This is a genomic window from Paenibacillus sp. P5_B5 (assembly GCF_056400365.1).
Genome location: NZ_JBFULK010000001.1, coordinates 182,537 through 200,121 on the forward strand (window position 1 = coordinate 182,537; position 17,585 = coordinate 200,121).

The following is a 17,585-nucleotide window of genomic DNA, read 5'->3' on the forward strand; positions in this document are numbered from 1 at the left end:
ATGCTAAAGTTTGATTTAAATGGACAATGGAGCATGAAAAGTACCCTAGATAAGGATTGGACTGCAGCTCAGGTGCCTGGTTCAGTAGCATCCGACTTGCTTCGAGCTGGACTGATTCAAGATCCGTACTACAAAGAACAGGAATACGAGGTATTTGAAGCTTTCAGGCAAGACTATGAGTACGAACGGGAATTTGTGGTTGATTCCTCCATGCTGGATCTTGCAGATCGACTTGAGCTATGCTGTGAAGGTCTGGATACGATTTCAGAAATTTATTTAAATGGTATAAGCATTGCGACTACGTTCAATATGCATCGCACTTATCGTTTTGCAGTTAATGAGGTGGTAGTAGCAGGTAAGAATCATCTCAGAATCGTATTCCGTTCTCCTGTTGAATATGTAGAACAGAAGCAGAAGGAATTTAGCTTATGGGCTGCGAATGGTGAGTATGTCGTACAAGGTTTTCCACATTTGCGTAAGGCTCATCATATGTTTGGTTGGGATTGGGGACCGAAGGTCCCTGATAGCGGCATCTGGCGCAATATTTACTTGCTTGCCTATGAGAAAGGACAGCTTGAGGATGTATATATTACGCAAGAGCATCAAGAGTCTGGCAATGTGATGTTAGATGTTCAAGTGTCTGCAAAGTTATATCACGAAACAGTGCTTGAGCTTGAAACTGAGCTGATCTCACCAAATGGTACAAGGCTAGTAATGGATACCCAATCAATTACAAGTGGGATGAGTACGATCAAGCTGAGTGTTGCAAGTCCAGAGCTGTGGTGGCCTAACGGACTGGGAGAACAACCTTTGTATGAGTTAAAGCTTAAGCTTATGCAAGGGACCAAGATTGTCGATGAAAAGAACTATTCGATTGGATTACGTACACTAACGGTAGATCGTAATGCAGATGAGTGGGGGGAATCCTTTGAATTTGTAATCAACGGGATTCCGATCTTCGCAATGGGTGCTAACTATATACCTGAAGATAATATTCATGATCGGATGAATGAGAAACGAACAGAGCAACTAATTCGTGATTGTGTAGCAGCTAATTTTAACTGCATTCGCGTATGGGGTGGAGGCTACTACCCAGAAGATTATTTCTATGATTTATGTGATCAATATGGATTAATCGTATGGCAAGATCATATGTTCGCCTGTGCAGAGTATGACATGAATGATGAGTTTACAGAGGAAGTGAAGCTTGAGATCGCTGACAATGTTAAACGCATAAGACATCATGCCTCACTCGGTATCTGGTGTGGGAATAATGAAATGGAAATGGCCTGGATGGACTGGGAATTTCCAAAGCGAGAAAAGCTGAAAACAGATTATGTGAAACAATTTGAGATTATTGTCCCTGAAGTGACTAAAGCACATGATCCAAATACATTTTACTGGAAGGCTTCACCATCTTCAGGTGGTGGATTCGATGAACCGAATTCTTATGACAGGGGTGACGTTCATTACTGGGAAGTATGGCATGGAGATAAGGAGTTTACGGAATATCGTAAATACTATTTCCGCTTCTGTTCAGAGTTTGGATTTCAGTCCTTCCCTGCAATGAAAACAGTTAGTACCTTTACAGAACCAGGGGAAAGAAATATTTTTACACCAGTTATGGAAAGTCATCAGAAAAATCCAGGTGGAAATGCCAAGATTCTTCTTGGAATATCAGGTAATTTCTTAATCCCTAAGGATTTTCCTTCATTGTTATATGTATCACAGCTGTTGCAAGCTGAAGCCATGCGATATGGAGTTGAACATTGGCGCCGCAACAGAGGACGCTGCATGGGCTCAATCTATTGGCAGCTGAATGATTGCTGGCCTGTAGCATCATGGTCAAGCATTGATTATTATGGCAGATGGAAGGCACTTCATTACTATGCCAAACGATTCTATGCTCCAATCCTGCTTTCTGCCGAGGAAGAAGGTACACAGGTTAAGCTAGTTATTACAAATGATACTCGCCAAACGGTTAAGGCAAGAGTCGAATGGAAGCTAAGGGATCAATTCTCTGCCGTTGTACAAAGCGGTCATACTGAAGTTGTTGCAGACTCCTTGTCAGCAAGAGAGTGTCTGGATTTAAATTTCGCAGACGTTTTCACGGATGAAGCCATAAAACGCAATTTGTATCTAGAGTATGTACTTATTGTCGATGAAGTTGAAATCAGCAAAGGCAGTGTACTTTTTGTTAAGCCAAAGCATTATAACTTCGTGCAGCCAGGCTTGCGTGCAGCTATTTCCGAAGAAGAAGATTGCTATGTAATCCAAGTAGATGCTGATGCATTCGCCCAATTCATTGAGCTTGACTTCCTTAATCTCGATGCAAGATTCGAGGATAACTATTTCCACGTGTCTGCAGGAGAAACCAAGCAAATCCGTTTGAAGAAAGCTGACTTATCGAAGCCAGCCTCGCTGCAACAGCTAAATCAAGAGTTGCAAATCAGGAGTTTATTTGATTCTTATACTACGATTTAATTAACTTTTGAAACCCAACACAACCATTCCGCTTTTGATTTCCAACTTAGGTGCTGGTTATGCAACAGCAGTAGTATTCTTCATAGTGCAGAAGCACTTTGTAGCTGGTATGATAGGTACTGTGAAGTAATTATTAATTGATGAAAATCAAAGGTAAGGGGATAGGGATATGGAGCAAGCGAAACCGACATTAGCATGGCTGAGTGATTTGAATGTATTTGCAGTGAATCGGGTGCCAGCACACTCGGACCACCGCTACTTTACGAGCATGGAGGAGGCGCAAAGCTCCGCTTCTATGTCGATGCGGTATAGTCTTAATGGTACATGGAAATTCCATTACACTGTGAATCCTGCAAGTCGTCCGGCAGAATTCTATATGAAGGAATTTAGTTGTGAGGCTTGGAACGGGATTCAAGTACCCGGGCATATTCAATTGCAAGGATACGGTTCACCACAGTATGTGAATACCCAATATCCGTGGGATGGTCATGAAGAGCTTCGCCCGCCTGCTATTTCAGAAGAGTTTAATGCAGTCGGCAGTTATGTGAAGCATTTTGAGTTGCCAGCGCTGATGCAAGGCCGCCCTGTCCATATCTCCTTTCAGGGTGTTGAAACTGCGTTCTATGTATGGTTGAACGGACAATTTGTGGGGTATAGCGAGGACAGCTTTACGCCAGCGGAATTTGATTTAACCCCTTATATACAAGAGGGTGACAATAAACTGGCTGTTGAAGTCTACCAGCGCAGCACGGGAAGCTGGCTGGAGGATCAAGATTTCTGGCGTTTCTCGGGTATTTTCCGTGACGTATATCTCTATACAGTGCCAGAGGTTCATATTCAGGATATGTTCGTTCGGACAGATCTGGATGCAGCTTATAAAGGAGCCAGCTTCTCGGCAGATCTTAAGCTGACAGGCAAGCCAGCAGGCAAAGTGAAATATGAGCTGTGTGATCGCAGTGGAGCAGAGGTTGCTAGTGGTGAAGCTGTTCTAGCTGCAGATGGAGCGCAAGTTCAATTCTCGCTCGAGCAGGTGGAGTTATGGAGTGCTGAACAGCCGTATTTGTATACGTTGTTCTTGCAGGTTTATGATGAAGCGGGTCAGCTCGTCGAAGTCGTTCCGCAAAAAGTAGGCTTCCGCAAGTTTGAGCTGATCGATAAAGTGATGTACATAAATGGCAAGCGAATTGTGTTCAAAGGCGTGAATCGTCATGAGTTCAACTGCAGAAGGGGTCGGGCTGTAACCAAGCAGGATATGTTATGGGATATTCAAACGATGAAACAGAACAATATCAACGCGGTTCGTACATCCCACTACCCGAATCAGAGCTTATGGTACGAGCTGTGTGATGAGTATGGTTTATATGTCATTGATGAAATGAACCTTGAAACCCATGGTTCATGGCAGAAGCAAGGAGCTGTAGACCCATCATGGGCAATCCCTGGCAATCTGCCTGAATGGCAGCCGATTGTAATGGATCGTGCGATGTCGATGCTGGAGCGAGACAAGAATCATCCTGCGATCATAATCTGGTCATGCGGGAATGAATCCTACGGTGGAGAAGTCATTTATAACGTATCAGAGTATTTCCGCAAGACCGATCCGAGCCGACTCGTTCATTACGAAGGCATATTCCATGATCGCAGCTTCAATGATACAAGCGACATGGAAAGCCGAATGTATGCGAAGCCAGCGGATATCGAAGCTTATTTAAACGATAATCCGTCCAAGCCATTCATTAACTGTGAATATATCCATGCGATGGGCAATTCACTGGGCGGCATGCATAAGTATACGGAGCTTGAACACAAATATCAGATGTACCAAGGCGGATTTATTTGGGATTACATCGACCAAACGATTCTCAAGAAGGACCGTTACGGTAATGAATTTATGGCCTATGGCGGAGATTACGGTGATCGTCCAACAGACTACAATTTTGTTGCGAACGGTATTGTCTGTGCAGATCGCACACCGTCTCCGAAGCTGCAGGAAGTAAAATTCTTATATCAAAATGTGAAGCTTGTGCCAGATCAAGCAGGCGTCAAAATTACGAATGAGAATTTATTTATCGATACAGTGGGCTATGTGCTGGAATACAGTGTATGTCATGAGGGGCATCAGGTATATGTCGGACAGATGGACGTTATTGTTGCTCCAGGAGACGAGCAGTATATTAAGCTGAATTGGAAACAATATGCGGATGCAAACGGGGAATATATCTTTAATGCGTCGATGAAGCTAAAGTCAAGTACGTTATGGGCGCAGGCAGGACATGAGGTGGCATTTGGACAGTTCGTGTTCGAACAGATCTTGGAGAAGGCTAAATCTATGCCTACAGGTACAATCCGAGTAGCTCAAGGTGATGTCAATATCGGTGTAAAAGGCGCAGGCTTTAGCATCCAGTTCTCCAAAGCGGCAGGATGCTTGACCTCAGTTAACTATGCAGGTCAGGAGCTGATTGCGCAGCCTGTTTATCCACTATTCTGGAGAGCGACGACGGATAATGATCGGGGTACAGTAATGGGCTTTGACCTCGGCGCTTGGTATGGTGCAAGTCTGAAGCCTAGATGCATCAATACCGCATTGGTGGAAGAAGCTGATCATGCAACGATTACTTTCGCGTATCTGGTTAACATTCATCCAGATGTGCGTGTACAAGTGGCGTATACGGTGTATGGAGATGGAAGCATTCAAGTGAAGCCAAGCTACCATGGGGTCCAAGGGCTGCCAGATATGCCAATCTTCGCGGTATCCTTCAAGCTGTCGGCAGATTATCATAAGCTTGACTGGTATGCAATGGGACCTGACGAGAACTACATCGATCGTTGCCATGGCGCCAGATTATGTACCTTCCAGAATGAAGCAGCAGATAATGTATCTCCGTACATCGTACCGCAAGAGTCGGGTAATCGTACTGGTGTACGTCGTGTGAATATCACGAATCAGGCAGGCCGAGGGATTCAGATTAGTGCATCTGCATCTGAACCAGTGGAATGCAATATTTCACCATATACCGCATTCGAGCTTGAGCATGCAATGCATCCATATGAGCTGCCTCAAGTCCATTACACAGTCGTTACAGTAGCTGGCCGCCAAATGGGCGTAGGCGGTGACGACAGCTGGGGTGCTCCAGTCCATGAGGAATATCATATCAAGTCCGATCAAGATATGGAGTATGAGTTCTGGATTCGAAAGGTCTAAATAAAAATCGCTATCATCCAGCTTTTCTCGCAGAAACGGATGCCGTCTTAAATGACGGCATCCGTTTTTACTTAGTTCCGTAACCTGCGCGACGAGCTGCATGTATCGGGCTGACCAAATTACATAGTGCAATCCATCTGCTGTTCGATGTACAATGTTCAGAGGTCCTCCTATTACTACAAATTCAGTCAGAAGAAGAGGTTAAGAGAATGGGGAAAAGTAGTCTAAGAACGACATTAGCAATTTTAAATGCCAAATATATACATATGGCGCTCTCGCTTCGACTTTTGAAGGCGTATGCAGAGCGTGATTTTGAAATTGAGATTGCTGAGTATACCATCAAAGATCCTGCGTTAAATATAGTTACAGATTTATATAATCGTCGTCCAGATGTGATCGGTTTTGCATGCTATATCTGGAACATTGAAGAAACCTTACATATTGTTCAGATACTTAAAAAGATTATGCCAGATGTAAAAATTGTGCTTGGCGGACCTGAGGTGTCTTTTGACCCGCAAGTATTCATGAGCCGTGTGCCTGAGATAGATTTTATTGTTATGGGTGAAGGTGAGGTAACATTTCATCATTTGCTACAAGAGATCGATGATAAATGTCGATATGATCGTGTAGATGGAATGGCCTACCGCTGCCGTCATACGGATACAATTGTTGTTAACCCTGCAAGGGGAAAGATAGATCTGAATGAACTGCCTTCGCCGCATTATTTTCCCAAGGATCTTGAGGACTTGAGCAAGCGTATCGTCTATTTTGAGACAAGTCGTGGCTGTCCGTTTAGTTGTCAATTTTGTTTGTCGAGTACGGAAATCGGGGTTAGATACTATGATGTGGAGCGGTCCAAGGCGGATTTGCTGCATCTCATTCAATCTGGTGCCAAAGTGATCAAGTTTCTGGATCGTACCTTTAATATTAACCGTGAGTATGCGCTTGAGATCTTCCAGTTCTTGATTGATAACCATAATGGATGTGTATTTCAGTTCGAGATAACTGCCGATATCATGCGCCCAGAGGTACTGCAGTTCCTAATTGATCATGCGCCTCCAGGGGTATTTAGATTTGAGATTGGTATCCAATCAACGAATGATGCGACGAACAAGCTGGTGCAGAGAAGGCAGAATTTTGCCAAGCTGTCGCGTACGGTCCAAATGATTAAGGGTAGCGGCAAAATCGATCAGCATCTCGACTTAATAGCTGGTTTGCCTGAAGAAGATTACGAGTCCTTCACACAAACCTTTAACGACGTATTTGCAATGCGTCCAGAGGAATTGCAGTTAGGCTTTCTAAAAATGCTGCGTGGAACAGGTATGCGAAGGGATGCTGAGCTATACGGTTATAAGTATATGGACAATGCACCGTATGAGGTACTGTGCAACAATGTACTGCCGTTTCAGGATGTGCTGCGAATCAAACAGGTGGAAGACATTCTCGAAAAATATTGGAATTCGCATCGTATGGATCGTACGGTTGAATATTTGATTAGCTATGAATTTATGACGCCATTCGATTTTTTTCAGGATTTTGGAGATTACTGGGTTCGGCAGGGATGGTCGAAGATCGGGCATCAATTAGAGGATCTATTTTTAAGGCTGAAGATGTTTCTAGAACAGCGTGGGACCCAGAATCTCGATGCGGCCCTAGGATTAATGAAGCTGGATTATTACCTAAATCACAAGAACAAGCCGCGTAAGCCATGGTGGGAGATGACGCTTGATAAAGAAACGTACGCTTCTTATATGAGCTTATTAGCTGAACAGCCATCCCGAGTATCAGCTGAATTCGAGGCACTCTGTTTATCTGAGAAGGAATTGTACAAGCATACTGTAATTGAGCAACTTTCATTTGATCTTCCGAAGCTAATTCAAGATGGAATAATCGATCACTCGCAGCATACTTTGCTGATTGCTTATTATGCGTTACATAACAACAAGGGAGCACAATACTATACCATGCAGCTGGGGCTGCCCCAAAAGTCATAAAAACGACTGAGGGGCAACCTCTTTTCTCTTATTTTACGCCACAACTCTGGCTAACAATTAGTTTATAAGGCACTGTAACTTTAAGTGAAATCGATCGTCCATTCAATCTGTCTATTAATAGTTGTACAGCTAATCTAATGCCATAGTAACCAAATAAAGCTAGTGCTTTACTTTTAAAAGGAGAAATATTCTTCTGTGGCGGCAAAGACCGTATGAGTGCATCATTTAAGTGGATTGGATAAGCGTAGAAATAACTCCTGTATCAGCAAACTCTGGTACAGGAGTTTTTTTGTTATTGAGATTAATCACGCAGGTACTCTTACTCCGATGAAATAATTAGCTCAAGCTGACCGTTTAACTTATAAGGACCGTATTCAGCAGGAAGAAGAAAATGATCACCTTTATGAAGTGGATAACTATGACCATCAGCTATAAGCTGACCTTCACCACTGATGACAGTCGCATTAATGAACTTTGGATTTGAATTAAGTGCAACTGTACCATCAATATTCCATTTTTCAACAGTGAAAAATTCATTAGACACGAGTGTTATGAGTTCAGCATCATCTAGGCGTACAGTTTTGGACTCTAGATCGGGTGAATAATGAGGGATATTAGTAACGTCAATCGCTTTATCTAAATGAAGTGCACGAAGATTTCCTTCAGCATCTCTACGATCATAATCATACACACGGTATGTAGTGTCTGAACTCTGCTGCGTTTCGAGCACGACTATTCCTTTGCCGAGCGCATGAATGGTACCGCTAGGAACATAGAAGAAGTCGCCAGCCTTCACTTGGACTTTGCACAGAAGCTGCTCCCAATCTCCTTGATCAATCATTTGGCTTAGTTCTTCTCGGGAGCTTGCTCGATGCCCGAATATGATCTCAGCACCTGGCTCGCTCTCGAGCACATACCAGCACTCTGTCTTGCCACGCTCACCATTCTCATTTTGGCCAGCATATAAATCATCTGGATGTACCTGAACAGATAAATCATCAGATGCATCAAGAATCTTGATCAATAAAGGAAATGTATCGGAATCTGAATGAAATAATTCAGGATGCTTGTTCCATAAGTCTCCAAGTGTTAATCCTGTATATGTACCATTCTTAACTGTGCTTTGTCCGTTAGGATGCGCAGTGATGCCCCAACATTCACCAGTAATAGGAGAAGGGATTTCGTAGCCGAATAATTGATTCAGTTTGCTTCCTCCCCATATTCTTTCTTTGAATACAGGTTCAAGAAAAATAGGTTCATTCATAAGTCAACGTCCTCTCTCGAGTTTAATAGGGATTATGAATTAGAGCAGCAGCTCCAATTAATCCAGTATTTTGTAACAACTGGGATGGAATAATGGATGTATTACGGCCAGATGGGTTAAGTGCATTGTGTGAAACATAGTCTTGTATAGCCTTGAATAATGGCTCTCCAATTTGAGACACGCCACCACCGATTACGATTGTATCAGGATCAAATAAATTAATGAGTGTGACACAGCCAATTCCAGTATATCGAAAGGCAGTCTCGACAAGTTGCTTCATGGAGGCATTGCCTTGTTCAGCTAGATCGAACGCTTCTTTGGTTGTTATTGGTTTACTCGCAAGCTCGGATGCTTGTCTAGCAATGGCAGTTCCGGAAGCAAGCCATTCCCAGCAGCCATTTTGCCCACAAGAACATTTACCTGCAGTTGGATTAATTACGATATGTCCAGCGTCACCGGCATTACCCGTAGCTCCTGTAATTAACCTTCCATGAAGGTAGATGCCTGCACCAATTCCTGTACTAATCGTCAGATAAATAAAGTTATTGGAATGTCGTGCTGCACCAATCCATTTCTCAGCCAGGGTAGCAGCTGTTGCATCATTCTCCATTTTTATCGTGTAAGGTAATAATTGTTTCATTTCATCGACTAATGGGAAGTCGTTCCATCCCGGCAAGTTAGGGGGACAAGTAATCCTTCCATTTAGAGGATCTAGAGGACCTGGCGCGCCAACTCCAATTCCAATAATGGACTTCGTGTCAATCGCATGGACTTGGATTAATTCCTCTACAGATTCAGCAATTCGAACTAACATTTCGCTTGGCTTGATAGAGAAATCAGTATGAAGACGAGATTGACCAACTATATGACCCGTTTCATCTACAATTCCAATAGCTATTTTAGTTCCGCCGATATCGATGCCTATTGCTAAATTCATGGGTTGCCCCTCCTACTACTTCATAATTATACCGTTTACTTGACAAAACTTGACCGAACTATTTAAATCAAGTTACAATAATAAAATAACATATAATTGGAGGAAATCATAGGTATGCCTCGCAAAAAGAAAATAACGATGCAAGACATTGCGGATAAACTTCATATATCAAAGAATGCCGTATCACTAGCGCTAATGAACAAAAATGGTATTAGTGAGGAATTAAGGGTTCAGATTCGAGAAACGGCTAAGGAATTAGGCTATGAGCGGAATTTAGAGAAGCAACAGCAAGTGAAAAATATCTTAATTATGATTCCTGAGCGAATCATGAGTCATGAGGATAATGAGCATTTTCTTTTTTATCATGATTTGATATGGGGATTAGAAGCCAGTCTTCGTAAACAGAATTGGAATGCTGTTATAGCTCGGATTAGTGATCACATGGAGCGAAAGTTAGAACTGCCGCAATTAGTTCATGAGCTTTCGTATGCTGGGATAATTTTATTCGGAATCGTAAGTAAAGACTATGCTTCGATGGTTCAGGAGTGCAATACCCCTGTAATTATGTTCGATTCCTATCATCGAGAAATAGCTTGTCCAGCCGTCACATCGGCAAATGTAGAGGGGGCTTATGAAGCCGTACAGTTCTTAATTGAATCGGGTCATCGAAAGATTGGTTTCATCGGGCCAACGAATCTGACAACGAGTCATGATGAACGCTGGTTTGGTTATTTGAAGGCGATGATGGATAACCAGATCCCCATAGATCCTAGGATGAGTTTAATTAGGTCCGCAGGATTTCAAGCAACCCGTGAAGAAATAGGTACATATTGGGAGGCACTTATAGACAAGCCTTCTGCGATTATGTGTGGAAATGACAGAACGGCATTGCTATTACTTGAACTGCTTCGTGAACGTCAAGTACGTGTTCCTGAGGATGTCTCTGTTATTGGATTTGATGATCTAGAGCTATCGTCATCCGCTAATCCACCGCTTACTACTATGCGGGTGAATCGTACAGAGATGTGTTTGGCTGTTGTAGAATTACTGAACCATATCAACACGTACACAAATACAAACATTAAATGGAGTATTCCACCAACCCTCGTTGTTAGAGATTCCGTAAAAATAACTGGTAGATCAGTATTTCCCAGAAACAGTCAAATATTTAAAGACTAGTTCTACATGCTGTCCATAACCTATCTCGTATATCATAAATTTGGAGAAATAGAGGAGCGATTGATCCGTGATAAATGCTAAGCCAATTGGTGTAATTCAACAAATTAATCGTTACCCTGTTAAATCTTTTGCTGGGGAAAGGTTGAGCAGTGTCAAACTCAAATCCTATGGATTGTATGGGGATCGTAGCCATGCATTTGTTGATAATACCAAAGCAGGATGGTCACGATACATCACAGCGAGACAAATTCCCCAAATGCTGAAATATAAAGCAGAATTAGATATTCAATCATCTGATCAAGACATTCCGCAAGTGAAGATAACCTGTCCTGATGGACGAATCCATCATTGGAATCAGCAATTATTACAGAATATTCAAGCGTTATCGGATAAAACCATCTCCATGGAATGCTTCAGTTTGAATTCTGGGGAGCAACTTGCGGTTGATGATGGAAGTATCCTGATTATAACGAACCAATCTCTCAGGAAAATTGAGCAACTATGGGGTAAGCCAGTAGATGACCGCCGATTTAGAGCGAACTTTCTATTAGTGTTAAACGATGATATTGATTTTAATGAATCAGATTATATTGGTAGAAGATTAGGGATTGGAGATACGGAACTGTCAATTAAATCATTATGCGAACGTTGTGCCATGATCACAATTGACCCGGATTCTCTTGATCGTGACCCTACCCTTCTTAAGCAGATAAACCAGAACATGAACCTATGCTTTGGTATGTACGCTGATGTAGTAAGAGTAGGTACGGTTCATGCTGGAGATGTTGTATATCTAGTGGAGTAAGGAATGGTAGAAGCACTAAATAAAGAAATATGAATTCAATATTTAGAAATTGGAATTAAAAATGTTATTATGGAACAAGATAATAGATGGTCATGTGTTATGGGATGGAAATCAAGTCATCAGGTGCTGTAAACTTGATGACTATTTTTATCTGAATAAACAAACAGATTGGAGTTATGATATGTCACTCACTATCCGAACTGAAACTAAAGAAGACTATGATCAAGTCCGAGATGTTAATTATAAGGCTTTTGGAGATCGGGAAGATGAAGCGAATTTAGTTGATCGGATACGAGATACGGAGTATTTTGTACCGCAACTTTCAATAGTAGCAGAACTAGATGATGAAATTGTAGGACATCTATTAATGAGTAAGGCTGAAGTAGTGGATGGAGAACGCAAGTATGAAGTGATAGCATTAGCTCCTATTGCTGTTAAGCCTGGCTTTCAGAAGCAGGGGATAGGGAGGCAATTAATTACAGAAGGGTTAATGAGATGTAAGGAATGTGGATTTTCGCTCGTTCTACTAATCGGTCATCCTACATACTATCCTAAGTTTGGGTTTAAACCAGCTCGGCAATTTGGACTCGAATTAAAGCAATTTGAAGTTTCGGATGAGGTTTTTATGGTATATGAAGTACTGGAGAATGCACTAGGCACCATTCAGGGGGAACTAATCTATCCGAAGGCATTCTTTGATAATTAGATTTTCTTTAAGGAGAACTTCATGAAAAGTAATCATAACTGCAGAATAGCAGAAATTCCATGTCTACGTATAAACCCGTCTATCAAACCTGTAGGGACAGTTCTTTTGTATCATGGCTGGGCTTCAAGCATAGATGATTATTCGTTCTTTGCATCCATGATATCAAGTTGGGGATATAGGGTCATTGTACCTGAATTACCGTATCATGGGGAGCGGGGCAAGTTAAATTATTTTGACAGGTCAGAATTACAACAGTACTTTTGGCCTGTCGTTTTGAAGTCTATTCAGGAAGCCGAAGCCATTACCAACGAGCTAGCCTCTACGGATGATCCAATTGCGATCGTCGGTAACTCAGCTGGTGGTTTTATAGCTGCAGGTACCTTATCCAAAGTTTCTAGAGTGCGATCCGTGGTAGTTATCAACGGTTCTTGTGCCTGGGTCAAATGTGAGGAACTATTTCGAGAAATGGATGGAAGAAATCCGATGTCTGCTGACGAAAGGACTTCTCTCGAACAGCACGATCCATTAACTCATCTAAGTATAGATCGTGATAAGGCTCTGTTATTACTTCATGGGAAGACGGATCTTACGATTCCGATTGAAAGTCAGCGATATTTTATGAATGCCATGTCTACGAATCCTATATCTGAGGAATATCTGCAGTTAGTGGAATATTCTGAGGTGAATCATCAGGTGACACTTGGTATGCTAGAGCGAACAAAAGAATGGCTTGATAAGCATTTGGCTAATTAAGCCGAGTATGCGATTTGTAGTTTCGTGGAGGTATGCGTGAGGCGAATGTATGACAAAGGGGAATTTCAATGAAAAATATTTATCTTATCAGACATTGTAAAGCAACTGGTCAGGAGTCAACCGCAGCTTTAACTAATGAAGGAGAGCAGCAGGCAATAGAACTGGCGGAATTTTTAATGGATAAAGATATTGAAGGCGTAGTGTGTAGCCCATATCTCCGAGCAGTGGCTACGATTAAACCCTTTTGTGAGAGAGTGAACTTGACCATTGAACCCGATGATAGATTACAAGAGAGAGTGTTAAGCTCGGAAGATTATGTTGACTGGATGGATAAATTAAAGGAAACATACTTGAATCTTGATCTAAAGTTTGAGGGTGGAGAATCTTCCAATGAAGCAATGAATAGAGGAATGGAAGTCGTAGAGGAAATAACGAAACGCGATGAATCAAATATAGTAGTGGTGACACACGGAGCACTCATGTCATTAATAATTAAATTTTATGATAGCTCATTCGGATTTGATGATTGGATGAGTATCTCAAACCCTGATGTATACCATTTATTAATGGATTCGAATGAAACAGTTGTAAGGAGAGCTTGGAAATAATATAGGAGGTGTATCATATGCTACTTGATTCCAGTACATATCAACAAACATGTGACATCAAACTTGGAAATATACAGTTAGAACCATTGTTCCAAGAGCTCGTTAACAATCTCAAGGAAAAATTTGATGTAGAGATGCTAAATTATGTTTTTGACTATGTAGATCAAACACCTAGGCTGAATATTATCTTAAATACAACCAATCAGTATCGGAGTATGCTAGACTCTCGTAAAGGTCATTTTGGATTCAAGAAAAAGGATCAGCAGGAGATTGCAAATCATTTTGCTACTATCGTAATGAATGATGTACAGGCTAGCCAAATGTATAATACACAGCATTTATTTGTTTGTTTCACAGATTTCCAGAAGGAAGCCATGTGTCATGCTAATCTTACAATGCTAGAAAATCACAGAGAGGAATTACTCTCTACATACAAGGATCATAACTTATGGAATATTATAGGTATGTTCACTAGTGCTACCTTCTTCTATATGACCAATAACGATGTTAAAGAGCACAATGAAAGCGGACATACGGCGGATATCAAAGGTGCATATTTTACACTTGTCAAAAGATATGATCAATTCGATTATTATGCCATTGATAAATTGGATCTATTTTTTGATAGCAAGGAAAATTTAGATAAGGATTATGATGGGAATTTATATGCCTATTTTAAATGATGAAGCTAACATTTTATTCAAGATTTGCTTCAATAGAAATAAATAAATACTTAAGTACTCTGTGTAAGTGATATATGAATTAACGCAACAAATATATATATGCTTTTACAAGGGAGAGCTGAGTAAGCATGGAAATCAAATTTGATGACTATTTAATAAGTGATAATAAAGATCTGCTAGATATACAGACAATCAAGGCTTTCCTAGCAAGAAGCTATTGGGCGAATAAGAGACCGGAAGAAAGAACCGAAAGATCCATTCAAAACTCAGTTTGTTACGGAATTTATCATGCGAGTAGACAGGTTGGATTTGCTAGAGTCGTTACCGACCACGCTACTATGTTCTATTTATGTGATGTATTTATTGATGAAGAATATAGAGGCAAAGGTCTAGGTAAGAAGTTGGTTGAAAGCTTGGTAGAGTCTGATGAGCTGAAAGATTTGACGGGGGTATTAGGGACAGGGGATGCACATGAACTATATAAACAATATGATTTTGAAGTGGATTCTGAAGGATTTATGAGAAGACGTCCTGATTATATTAGAAACAACGATAAGTGATTTTGGAATCCATCGATTCGAGAATGCACGGAACTTTATATAATGATGAATTCAGCAGTCACCCATTTCTATGGAAATAGGTGACTGTTTTCCTATTTAAAAGTACCTACAGCCCAGCACAATCTACCGATATAGTGATATTAATCACAGTTAATTTTCTATAAAAATTTATAATTATAGTGATAAAAATTATATATGAAAAATATTGGAAGAAGGGGTATGCGATGAAGTACCAGTCGATGGTACAGGGAAATAAGCGTAATCTAGTATGTACCGCTTATGAAATGACTGTAATTATTGGATCTGCCTTAATAATGGCGATTGGAATTAAGTGGTTCTTGGAACCACACCACCTACTTAGTGGAGGCGTCGCCGGGATTTCAATGATTATTAGTTATTTTACGGTTGTTGATATATCGGTTATGTATTTTGCGATGAATGTACCGATTTTGATCTGGGGATGGGTGAAGCTAGGTAAACGCTTTGTCTTATATAGTCTAATCTCAGTTGTTACAACAACAGTAGCATTGAAATTATTACCGGATATTCAAATTGCCAAAGATCCATTGATATCAGGTGTATTTGGTGGCATATTAATCGCAATCGGGGTTGGATATTCCTTTAGATTCAGGGGTTCGACTGGTGGATTTGACATTATTGGTGCAATTGTAACGAAGAAGAGAGATTTCCCGCTTGGCATGGTTCTGATGATCATGAACTCGGTGATTGTGGTTATCTTAGGATTCCTAGATAATTGGGATCTAGCTTTATATTCACTTGTATCTATCTATATTAAAGGAAAAGTAGTAGATATGATTCACGTAAGGCATCTGAAGGTAACAGCATTCATTATTACCAAGAAAAAAGATGAAATGGCGGAAGCACTTGTTACCCTTCCTCATGGAATTACGTTAATTAAGACGCAGGGTTGTTATGATCACACGGATAATTATATGATGATGACCGTAACGACACGCTATGAATTACCTGAACTTCGTGAGAAAATCCTTGTGGTTGATCCGGCTGCATTCATTAACGTTGTAGATACTTCACAGGTTATTGGGCGATTTAAGCGAACTGCTTGATCATATATTGTTACATAAATAAAAGAATCATCATGTAGGTAGGTGCTGCTCAATAGAGTAGCACTTTTTTTCTATCATTTTATAGTGCATCGATGATTATAGCTTGCTATAATTAGTTCATATGTGTGAATGTTCTGAGAATATTACTAATCAAAGTATGCTAATCATTTGATGAGGTGATAAATGATGATTGAAACTCCAGCTATTGTGATTAATCGCAATGTGATGAGGCAGAATATCGAACATATGGCAGCTATTGCTAAACTTAATGGGGTACAGCTTCGTCCCCATGTCAAAACACATAAAATTCCTGAATTTGCACATGAGCAAATTGCAGCAGGTGCAGTTGGTATAACGGTTGCTAAGGTTGGAGAAGCGGAAGTAATGGCAGATCATGGTATACAAGATATTTTTGTTGCTTATCCCATTGTAGTGCCGTCCAAAATTGCGCGTATGATTACGTTAGCTCAAAGAATACGGATATCCGTTGGGGTAGATAGCTTAGTCGGTGCTATGCGATTGTCTGAAGCTGCTCAAGCCGCAAATGTAACACTTGAGATTCGCTTGGAAATTAACACTGGACTGAATCGTACTGGTGTATTGCCTGATGACGCATTAAGTTTAGCGAAATCAATTCATGAGCTCCCTTGTTTGAACTTGAACGGCATATTTACGTTTAAAGGTGCAGTTTATCAAGGTAAATCAACGCTTGACTTGGAAGCTGCTGGTCGTGAGGAAGGCGAGACTATGGTAGCAGTTGCTGAGCAACTACGTGCGAATGGCATTGAAATTATACATGTCAGTGTTGGTTCTTCACCAAGTGCGAAGTCAGTTGCAGTGGTAAAGGGCGTCACAGAAATCCGTCCAGGAACTTATATTTTCTACGATAGAATGCTTACTGAGATGGGTGTATGTACAGCTGAAGATTGTGCAGCTAAGGTAATTGTTTCGATTGTCAGCATGCCATCACCAGATCTGGTTGTAGTAGATGGAGGAAGTAAAACATTTGCTACTGATGTTCAGCCGAATCAAGCACCGCTTAACTTACGTGGTTTTGGTGAAGTTATTGGTTATAAAGAAGCAGTACTAGAACGGATGAATGAAGAGCACGGCATGATCCGGATGAATGTTCCGCATAATCTCCAAATTGGTGATACGCTTGAAATAGTACCTAATCATATTTGCAGTACAGTTAATTTACATAATACGGTTTATGTAGAGGATGAAGCTGGCCTAGTACCCATGACAGTTCTTGGGAGAGGTCTACTGCAATAGAAGATTAGGAGGCAATGAACATGCTGGATTTGATCGTAAAAAACGCCGGT

At 41.0% G+C, this 17,585-nt stretch carries 14 protein-coding genes and 1 pseudogene; 13 read left to right on the forward strand and 2 right to left on the reverse strand.

Annotated elements, in window-relative coordinates:
• The 4 genes and pseudogenes from AC1DOK_RS00915 (at position 1) to AC1DOK_RS00930 (ending at position 7,680) form a co-directional block, all read left to right on the forward strand.
• Positions 1-2,484: a beta-mannosidase gene (locus AC1DOK_RS00915; RefSeq protein ID WP_477552341.1), complete on the forward strand. Its 2,484-nt coding sequence runs from the start codon at positions 1-3 to the stop codon at positions 2,482-2,484.
• A gap of 16 nt (positions 2,485-2,500) precedes the next feature.
• Positions 2,501-2,614: pseudogene (locus AC1DOK_RS00920) on the forward strand (carbohydrate ABC transporter permease); the annotation flags it as partial.
• 39 nt (positions 2,615-2,653) lie between these two features.
• The gene (gene lacZ, locus AC1DOK_RS00925; RefSeq protein ID WP_477552342.1) at positions 2,654-5,686 is read left to right on the forward strand and encodes a beta-galactosidase, LacZ type; all 3,033 of its coding nucleotides are present in this window, start codon (positions 2,654-2,656) and stop codon (positions 5,684-5,686) included.
• 209 nt (positions 5,687-5,895) lie between these two features.
• Positions 5,896-7,680, forward strand: a complete 1,785-nt coding sequence (locus AC1DOK_RS00930) for a B12-binding domain-containing radical SAM protein (RefSeq protein ID WP_477552343.1) — start codon at positions 5,896-5,898, stop codon at positions 7,678-7,680.
• A 319-nt stretch (positions 7,681-7,999) separates the two neighbouring features.
• On the opposite strand, the gene manA is transcribed toward AC1DOK_RS00930, so the two are convergent.
• Together manA and AC1DOK_RS00940 are read right to left on the reverse strand one after the other, a co-directional pair.
• Positions 8,000-8,944 carry a mannose-6-phosphate isomerase, class I gene (manA, locus tag AC1DOK_RS00935; protein ID WP_477552344.1) on the reverse strand — a complete coding sequence of 315 codons (945 nt, stop codon included), beginning with the start codon at positions 8,942-8,944 and terminating at the stop codon, positions 8,000-8,002.
• Positions 8,945-8,966: 22 nt separating this feature from the next.
• Positions 8,967-9,881, reverse strand: a complete 915-nt coding sequence (locus AC1DOK_RS00940) for an ROK family protein (protein WP_477552345.1) — start codon at positions 9,879-9,881, stop codon at positions 8,967-8,969.
• Between the two features lie 114 nt (positions 9,882-9,995).
• Here AC1DOK_RS00940 and AC1DOK_RS00945 point away from each other — a divergent pair, with 114 nt between their 5' ends.
• The 9 genes from AC1DOK_RS00945 (at position 9,996) to AC1DOK_RS00985 (ending at position 17,535) form a co-directional block, all read left to right on the forward strand.
• Positions 9,996-11,060 (forward strand): LacI family DNA-binding transcriptional regulator, encoded by a 1,065-nt coding sequence (locus AC1DOK_RS00945; RefSeq protein WP_477552346.1) that lies wholly within the window; start codon positions 9,996-9,998, stop codon positions 11,058-11,060.
• Between the two features lie 67 nt (positions 11,061-11,127).
• Positions 11,128-11,865, forward strand: a complete 738-nt coding sequence (locus AC1DOK_RS00950; protein WP_477552347.1) for an MOSC domain-containing protein — start codon at positions 11,128-11,130, stop codon at positions 11,863-11,865.
• 181 nt (positions 11,866-12,046) lie between these two features.
• Entirely contained in the window at positions 12,047-12,571 is a 525-nt protein-coding gene (locus tag AC1DOK_RS00955) for a GNAT family N-acetyltransferase (RefSeq protein WP_477552348.1), read from the forward strand.
• Between the two features lie 21 nt (positions 12,572-12,592).
• Positions 12,593-13,324, forward strand: coding sequence for an alpha/beta fold hydrolase (locus tag AC1DOK_RS00960; RefSeq protein ID WP_477552349.1), 732 nt, complete (start codon positions 12,593-12,595; stop codon positions 13,322-13,324).
• A gap of 68 nt (positions 13,325-13,392) precedes the next feature.
• Complete coding sequence (locus AC1DOK_RS00965; RefSeq protein ID WP_477552350.1) at positions 13,393-13,932, forward strand: histidine phosphatase family protein; 540 nt, start codon at positions 13,393-13,395, stop codon at positions 13,930-13,932.
• A gap of 17 nt (positions 13,933-13,949) precedes the next feature.
• Positions 13,950-14,615, forward strand: a complete 666-nt coding sequence (locus tag AC1DOK_RS00970) for a hypothetical protein (RefSeq protein WP_477552351.1) — start codon at positions 13,950-13,952, stop codon at positions 14,613-14,615.
• 128 nt (positions 14,616-14,743) lie between these two features.
• Complete coding sequence (locus tag AC1DOK_RS00975; RefSeq protein WP_477552352.1) at positions 14,744-15,175, forward strand: GNAT family N-acetyltransferase; 432 nt, start codon at positions 14,744-14,746, stop codon at positions 15,173-15,175.
• A 224-nt stretch (positions 15,176-15,399) separates the two neighbouring features.
• Positions 15,400-16,260 (forward strand): YitT family protein, encoded by an 861-nt coding sequence (locus tag AC1DOK_RS00980; RefSeq protein ID WP_477552353.1) that lies wholly within the window; start codon positions 15,400-15,402, stop codon positions 16,258-16,260.
• 183 nt (positions 16,261-16,443) lie between these two features.
• Positions 16,444-17,535 (forward strand): alanine racemase, encoded by a 1,092-nt coding sequence (locus AC1DOK_RS00985; RefSeq protein ID WP_477552354.1) that lies wholly within the window; start codon positions 16,444-16,446, stop codon positions 17,533-17,535.
• The last annotated feature ends 50 nt before the right edge of the window (positions 17,536-17,585 follow it).